Source organism: Flavobacterium sp. FPG59, from assembly GCF_002150205.1.
Classification (GTDB): Bacteria; Bacteroidota; Bacteroidia; order Flavobacteriales; family Flavobacteriaceae; genus Flavobacterium.
This window is the reverse complement of the sequence record NZ_MTCA01000149.1, coordinates 1-7,707: the sequence shown is the minus strand read 5'-3', so window position 1 is coordinate 7,707 and position 7,707 is coordinate 1. Positions and strand designations below refer to the sequence as shown.

Genomic DNA, 7,707 nt, shown 5'->3' with positions numbered 1-7,707 from the left:
GTTTAAATTCGAGGGGAAATGATAAATGAAACAATAAAAAATAAAATCTACATTATTAGAATCTATTTGAAATACAGCTTTGTTAATTTAGCATGAGGTTGGATAATAAATTGAAAAAACACAAGAAATACCGTATTATGTAACCAGGTTATTTACAAAACTTATTCTTTTAAAGTTTCTTCTATTTTTTTGAGATTTTTACATCAAAATTTAGATCATTCTTAATATCCTACACTCCCGTAAAATGTCTTCGTCATTGCCTTTATCAATACCTAAAATATCCTTTATTTTACTTTTACGCTTTTTAACGGTATCTTCTGATACTTTAATTGTTGTGGCAATAGTTTTTATTTGACATCCATTAGATATTAACGTTATAATTTGACGATCAATAGTGTCAAAATGTCCTTCAGCTAATAAACGATCTGTTTTTGCTTTATTAGCAGTTTTACTGAAATAATTTTCACCAGCTATTATTTTATCGTAGGCCGATAGCAATTCCTCATCGTCAAAATCTGTTTTTACCAAAATTCCATTGACTTTTGTTTTTTGATATATATTGTACAAAATTACACTTTCAAAATGCGAGGTTATAATAAGCGTTTTTGCTGAAGGAATATATTTATGAACTAAAACTGCTAAATCACCTCCATTAAATATATTTTTATCAGGAAAAGGAGGTAAACTATAATCGAGCATAACCAAATCAAAAGAAATTGTATTAATTTCATTTGAAATGCATTCATATGCTGATTCACAATTATTAGCTGAATAAAACTCTAAATCATGGCCCAATCTATTGTGCGAAAGAATAGTCTGATAAGCAGTTATCATTGAAGGGTGATCTTCAACTATTAATATTTTTTTTGTCATAAATATTTAAAACTCAAATCTATTGAATTCTATCGGGATTGACAAATTTATTTTTGTTCCTATATTTTGTTTAGATTCTATTGAGAATTGTCCATTAAGCTCCATGGTGCGATATTCCATATTTTTTAAACCAATTCCTTTTTTTATTTGCTGTATTTCAAAACCCTTCCCATTATCAGCAATTTGAACTCCTATACTTGTTTCATTTTTAGTAATTGCAATCGTTATTAAATTAGCGTCTGCATATTTATTAATGTTTTGCAATGCCTCTTGAAAAATTCTGTAAAGATTCATTTTTACATTTTTATCAATAACAGACCATACTATTCTTGGATCAACTTCTATGCTTATTTTAGCTGCTAAATTTAGATTTAATTCTGTGAATAAAGCTTTAATCATAGCTTCAAAATCATCAGAGCCTGAAAAAACAGTAGTATTTAAATCGTGTGTAAGGTTTCTAATTTCCTCTTCAATATCTTTCATACCCGCAATATGATCTAAATGCTTTTTTATGGATTCTGGAGATTGATCGTATTTAATTTCATATAAATTCATTCGTATTGCAGACAATTTTCCAATTATTCCATCATGGAGATCCCTGGAAATTCGTTGCTTTTCAATAAGCTTACCCTCTTCAATTTTTTGTTGATTTGAAAGTATCAAATTATATATCTGTGAATCATTAAGAGCTTGCTCCTGTTTACGGAACAATTTTTCAAGTTTAATGTTTTTGTTTTTGATAGATAACACAAATAGTAATACTAGCAATATAAATCCACTTAAAGCAGCATATAAATAAAACTGTTTAGAAATTTCATTTTTTTTATCCTCAACTACTTTTTTTTCTTGAGCTATTTGGTCAGTCTCAAACTCAATTCGGGCATATTTATCTCGAGAGGTACGCTCTACATCTTGAAGACTATCAGTAAGATGAATATATTTATTTGAAAAAAAGGATTCCTCTTGAGGATTGACTACAGCTAAAAATTTAAGAATTGTGAGTTCGTCTTCAAAAAGATTATTTCTGTGTGCTTGCAATTGCGCTTCTTTTAAGTAGTAATTCGCTTTTGAATCGTTTTTTTGATTTAAATAATATTCGCCTAAATAAATTTTAGAAGTTATCTGAATAGGTGTACTTCCAATGCTGTCCCCAATTCTTAAAGTTTCTTCAAATTGCTTAAATGATGATTTATCACCCAGTTTAAATTTAGAGTAAGCCAATTTATTGATAAGATAACAATAAATTGGAGGATCTATTTTTTTAAAATCAGCTAAAGCTAATCCCTGTTTTGCAAATTCAATAGCTTTACTATAATTTTGGGTTTTTACATAAATATTTGCAATTTGATTATAGGGTTGGCATTTATATGACAAATACATTGATTCTGATTTTAGATATTCAGAGGCTTCAATAGCTTTATTGTTATAGTCTAATGATTTGTCATAATTCTTTAAACCCATGAGTGCAGTACCTAAAGTAAGATAACAATTATAAATCAATAAATTGTTTTCTTTAGCAATGCCAATTTTTAATGCCTCAATGGCTAGTTTTTCGGTTCCAATATAATCATTCCTAAATGATAAAATTTCTGCTTTTTGGATTTTAACGTTTCCTAGCAAATTGTCATTTTTTTCTTTTAAAATGACTTTTTCAGATTTTGTGTAATAATAATAGGCTGAATCATATTTTGTTTCATTATTGTACACACCTGCAATACTGTAGCTTGCATTTTGAATGCCTTCATTATCTTTTAATAAAATTGATTTGCGATACAATTTTTGCAATAAGCAAAGACTAGTATGGCTTTCTCCAAGCTGTGAAAACGAATCTGCCAATTCAAAATAATAGTCGGAGGAAACTATTAAAGCATTATTGTTTTCAATAATTTTAAAAGCTAATAATGCCTTTTCTAGTCTTTCCTTTTTAGTTTTGGTTTTGTCTCTGGAATTTGAAATTAAGGAATCTACATTACTAGTGGTCGGAGCGTAAAATTTTTCATCTTTACGCTGGCACCCCAAAAAAAATAGACTAAAAATCAATGCTATGTAAAATAGTTTCAATACTGAAGAATTAAAATAATTGTAAAAGTACATTTTTTATACTTTTTGATTCAATAAAAGGGACATCAATTCAGATAATAACCTCTTAATAACGTTTTATTATAGCTATATTATTTCTTTGGTGGTATTATACCACCACTTGTATTTTTTGGATCAACATCATCTTGAGCTTGTACTTGAACTTTAGGTTTTTCTGTTTCAATTTCGTCAGCAGTACAAGAATTTAAACTAACAACTAGGGCGAGAATGGCTATACAATAAAATAAATGTTTCATGGTCTTTTTGATTTATGTTTAATAATAGTTTTTTGAATCATTGTTTTTTGAAGCTATTTCATTATTGAAATTGCTAATCAAGAATTCCTTGTTCTTGTAATATTACACTACAAATCTATAATGATTCTAAAGTTTGGCTTTAACCTAAAAGTGTAAAAAATGTTAAAATTCGTACTTTTAAGGGTATCTGTCTTTCGAACTAGTTCCAGATGTTTCTGGTAAAAAACAATATCATTTTCAGAATGAAATGTAGCTTTGATTAATTAGCGCTAAAGCACTGTAGACAGTCTCTAAGCAATGAAACATAAACATAACATCATCAATGTTATATAATACTGAAAATTAATGGAGATGTTTGGAGGTATTTGAAGATGGAATTTTTCTAAAAAAAATTAAGTATGAATCTTGGAGAAAGAAGATACATGCCCCATAAAAAACAACCAAATTACTTCAAACAATAAAGAAACTTTTTAGTGTGTAAAAACAAGGAAGTATTGGAAGGTTGCAACAAAAAGTGTAATGAAAAAGTGTAATGAAAAAGTGTAAAATTTCATTGATATTGCAGTTAGAACTGGATTAAACAAGCCCAAGTTGTATTTAAAACAAAGCTTTTATCAGCCAAAATATCAATCCTACTGTTTCATCAAATAGATGAAGTAATACTACTTTAGAACAAGGTGAGATAGGAGTTAAACTGAAATATAGAAGAAGTCTCGATTTTTCAATCTGGCACAGGTATTTAAAATCCTAACAAAAACTTCCTATATTCATTAAAAGCCTATAAAAAGCATCTTAAAGTATGTATGATTCTAAGTATAGATACCGGAAAACACTGTAATCAGAAGCTTCTTTAAGTATTTTAAAACCGACCTAAAAGTATAACCTGTAAATTTTTAACTATTAATCAATAGGAACAAACTGTTTTAACGGTACTATTAAAGCTAAAAATTTGTGAAAATTGAAATCAAAAAACAACAATAAGAAAGTAGGTGAGCCTTCAATTAAAAATCATTAAAGAACTCAGATTTAAAATTGATTACTTAAGTGTTGCTAACTATATGAATCCAATTTAATTTACAAATCACGATTAGATTCACTACAAACGATAATCTTACTTAAAGTATGCCGTTCCTATTTGATCAACAGTAAAATTTACTAATCCTTTTAGAATAAGTAAAAGACACGTATTAAGTATAATCAAGATAAAAAGAGTACTTTTTTTGTATTGAAATTTTGAAAAAAATTGATAGAAAAAAAAGCACATATAAATGAACTCTAACAAAGGATTAAACAAATTTAATTCTCTCATGACCTTTATGTTCCCGTAAAAGACTCTTAAGCTTGTAAAAAATAAACCTAATATCAATATCCCATTCATTAAATACATAGCCATTACAAGATGTTCTATGTAATTTAATTTAGCTTTTTTAAAGACGCAAAAACTAGCAAACGCATAAAAGGGTACAGTGGCTAATACAATAAATTTAGCAAAATCTTTTGCCACTTTATGAAATCCCGACATTTTACCATCTTCAAATAATTGATCAGCTGTAATTTGCGCATAACTCCCAATGAAATGACCTACTGCAAGGAGTAGAATAAAGCATGTAAAATAATTAAAGTGATCAACTCTTTTACCTTGTATATATTCTCGAACACTATGGCCAGGTCTAGTTACTAATTCCTTCACAGTAAATAAAAAACCTTTATCTAAATGAAACACGCCATGAATAAAGTCATGAAGAACAAAATGTTTCATAGAAAATCTTTTTGTAGATGATTTTTGCCCACAAAATGGGCAAAAATTATATACAGTAGCTGCGTTACAATTTAGGCAATCTGTCATTGTTTTTTTTATTCTATAACATTATTATTTATTCAAAACTTGGGTACTTTTATTGTATACCCGATTCTATAAAGTTTATTATTTCAAAAACATAATCTTTTCGGTTTTCAATGAATATGGAATGACCTGAATTTATAATTACCTTTAATTCAGAGTTGGGATATAGTTCCTTGTATTCGTGAGCAAATTCCCAATCTAAATAATCACATTCTGGTTTTAGTATAAGAACTGGTTTATCATACTTTTTCATTTTGTCTCTTATATTTTTAGGAACATCTTCGCAGGATTTTTTTGTGAACATGGAGCAATACATACCTGGTCTTCCAGTCGGTATTGAAACTTTGGTTGAGTCACAAACCATACCTTTTACGAATATTTTAGAAACCTTATGTAGAATACCGTCAACTTTATTATCAGTTATCATTCTAGTATTTTTAGTAAGATTTGCTAACGTTACCCAAATAATTTCTCTAAAACTAAAATCATTTATTTTTAAATTAATTTTATCAATTCGATCTTCAATACTTGTAAGTTTATAAATGTAATCTGAAGAATCAAATTTATTATACTTTGAAGAATCAATAGGACAGATTTGACCTGGAGAGGTTAAAACTAATTTTGTTACTAAACTTGGGTTATTAGCTACAAAATATGATGCTAGGAAACCTCCCCAAGATTGTCCAACCAAAGTTATATTAGGTGCATTTATTTTTTCTAATATTTCTTTTAAATCTTGTGAATGACGCTCAACAGTATATTCATCCGGATTTTTAAGTCTTTCAGATAAACCACATCCTATCTGGTCATATAAATAAACATTATAGCCTTGTTTCGATATTTCCCTAAATGTTTCAATAACTGAATTATCTATATAACCGCCTGGACCGCCATGAAGGTAAATAATTGTTGATTTGATTGAATCAGCATCTGATTTCAGTTGTGTGTACGCAATTTTTGATCCAGTACTTAATTCCCAATATTCGGTCGATTTTCTTGGAGTGTCATCAAAATCTGATTCAGGGTTCGGAAGTAATATCCAAATAACTACAGCTAAAATAATAGATAGTAATACACACATTAAAATTTTAAGTATTATTTTCATTGTAAGTCGAATTTTATTTAAATTATTGATACAGCCCTAACTTGGCATAGCCAGAGCGTTATTATATTAAGTGATTGTTAAAAATCATAAATTAAAGCTTAGAGCCATTTAATTACACACATCGCTTTACCGAAAAAACGAGCAAAAAAAGTCACAAATTCCAGATCTTCTTCAGTCAATTCTATATCTAAATCCTTTGGATTGGGAGGTATGTTAAGATACAACGTAGAAGTATCTGTGTGATCTCTAACAACAATAAAGTGAATGTATTATTTAGCTAGTGCATATTTTATAACTTCTTCCATTCGAAAATTTGCCATTGTTTTATCTATTTCATTTTTTAGTCTATTCATCATAACATAATCTGTTAATGTGTTTTTTTCAAACTTGTTCATTAGTTTAATAAAAATATTCCAATAATCAGGATTGTCATCTGGGTGAGGTATATGACCAGAAACACCAAGTTTCTGCAACCTTTGTGCAATGTCTTCACGGTCATAACACTGGGTTCCAATTGTTAGAAATGCTGTTTTTGTCATTATTGGATAATGGTACATTCCTGAGCCACACTGATGTATAACTAAGTCTGATATTTCGCAGATGTAATTCAAAGGGAGTAGTTCATTGTAAAAAACATTTTGTTTATATTCTTCGCTTATTTCACAATTATTAGTTGTTATTACGGCATAATTACGTTTTGCAAAGTATTCAATATATTTTTCAACAGGAGTTTTATCAATCGTACCTGTTGTAACAAAAACTACAGGTTTATTTTTATTTAATTCAAAAAATATCCCCAATCTGATCAATAAGTTTCTTGAAGGTTTATCCTTAACAATTAAAGGCCCAGAATAGAAATATGATTGTCTGTCTTCTATGTCGTCAGGAAGGCATTCAATAGAGGGTATGCCAGGAATTATTTTTGCCTTGGCACTACGATAGCTGCTAAAATTGTTTTGTTCAAGCTTACTATTTTCTAATAATTTTGAAACAGCATTTGTAGAATCGGCTAATGAAAGTACTGCAAAGTCCCCCTTTTGCAGAGAATGAAGATGGTCAGGATTTCTATAACTTTTATCTATTGATCTAAAGAATCCTGTCCGCTGAATAGAGATTCTAGGCACATTGTTCTTTTCTGCTATAAGAGGAGAAGTAAGCGAACAGTCCTCTATTATTAAAGTGGGTTTAATTTTTTCATAAGCCTCTTTTTCTTTTTTTATAACATATTCTATGGCTTGCTTACTATCGCCTGGATACTCAGTTTGATCTCCAAAATAATCTATAGGTACACAATTTACACCTTTCCCTTTCAAAAAGCCTTGTAGGTTACTATGAACCAAGAAATAACTATTCAAACTTTTATTATATCTATTATTAAGTGCAAGTAATGGAAGCATATGCGACAAACCTCCAGTAAAATATGGTATATTCAAAATAGTCATTTTTATATAATTAGTTTAATTGTGAGGCTACTAATATTCATTTTTTTACCCCAACTGTTTAGTTAATAAAATTGAATTTCCGAACTTGGTTCTTGACTAAAACATAGT

Annotated in this window: 6 protein-coding genes; all 6 read right to left on the bottom strand. The window is 28.7% G+C overall.

What is annotated here, in order from left to right:
* Positions 1 to 210: 210 nt before the first annotated feature.
* Positions 211 to 873: a response regulator gene (locus FPG59_RS11845; RefSeq protein ID WP_086454804.1), complete on the bottom strand. Its 663-nt coding sequence runs from the start codon at positions 871 to 873 to the stop codon at positions 211 to 213.
* 6 nt (positions 874 to 879) lie between these two features.
* Positions 880 to 2,967 (bottom strand): sensor histidine kinase, encoded by a 2,088-nt coding sequence (locus FPG59_RS11840; protein WP_086454803.1) that lies wholly within the window; start codon positions 2,965 to 2,967, stop codon positions 880 to 882.
* Positions 2,968 to 3,044: 77 nt separating this feature from the next.
* Complete coding sequence (locus FPG59_RS16630; RefSeq protein WP_176330741.1) at positions 3,045 to 3,209, bottom strand: hypothetical protein; 165 nt, start codon at positions 3,207 to 3,209, stop codon at positions 3,045 to 3,047.
* Between the two features lie 1,111 nt (positions 3,210 to 4,320).
* Positions 4,321 to 4,968: a DUF3667 domain-containing protein gene (locus FPG59_RS11835; RefSeq protein ID WP_254906695.1), complete on the bottom strand. Its 648-nt coding sequence runs from the start codon at positions 4,966 to 4,968 to the stop codon at positions 4,321 to 4,323.
* Between the two features lie 136 nt (positions 4,969 to 5,104).
* Positions 5,105 to 6,157 carry an alpha/beta hydrolase gene (locus FPG59_RS11830; protein WP_086454801.1) on the bottom strand — a complete coding sequence of 351 codons (1,053 nt, stop codon included), beginning with the start codon at positions 6,155 to 6,157 and terminating at the stop codon, positions 5,105 to 5,107.
* A 269-nt stretch (positions 6,158 to 6,426) separates the two neighbouring features.
* The gene (locus FPG59_RS11825; protein WP_140344648.1) at positions 6,427 to 7,590 is read right to left on the bottom strand and encodes a glycosyltransferase family 1 protein; all 1,164 of its coding nucleotides are present in this window, start codon (positions 7,588 to 7,590) and stop codon (positions 6,427 to 6,429) included.
* Between the last annotated feature and the right edge of the window lie 117 nt (positions 7,591 to 7,707).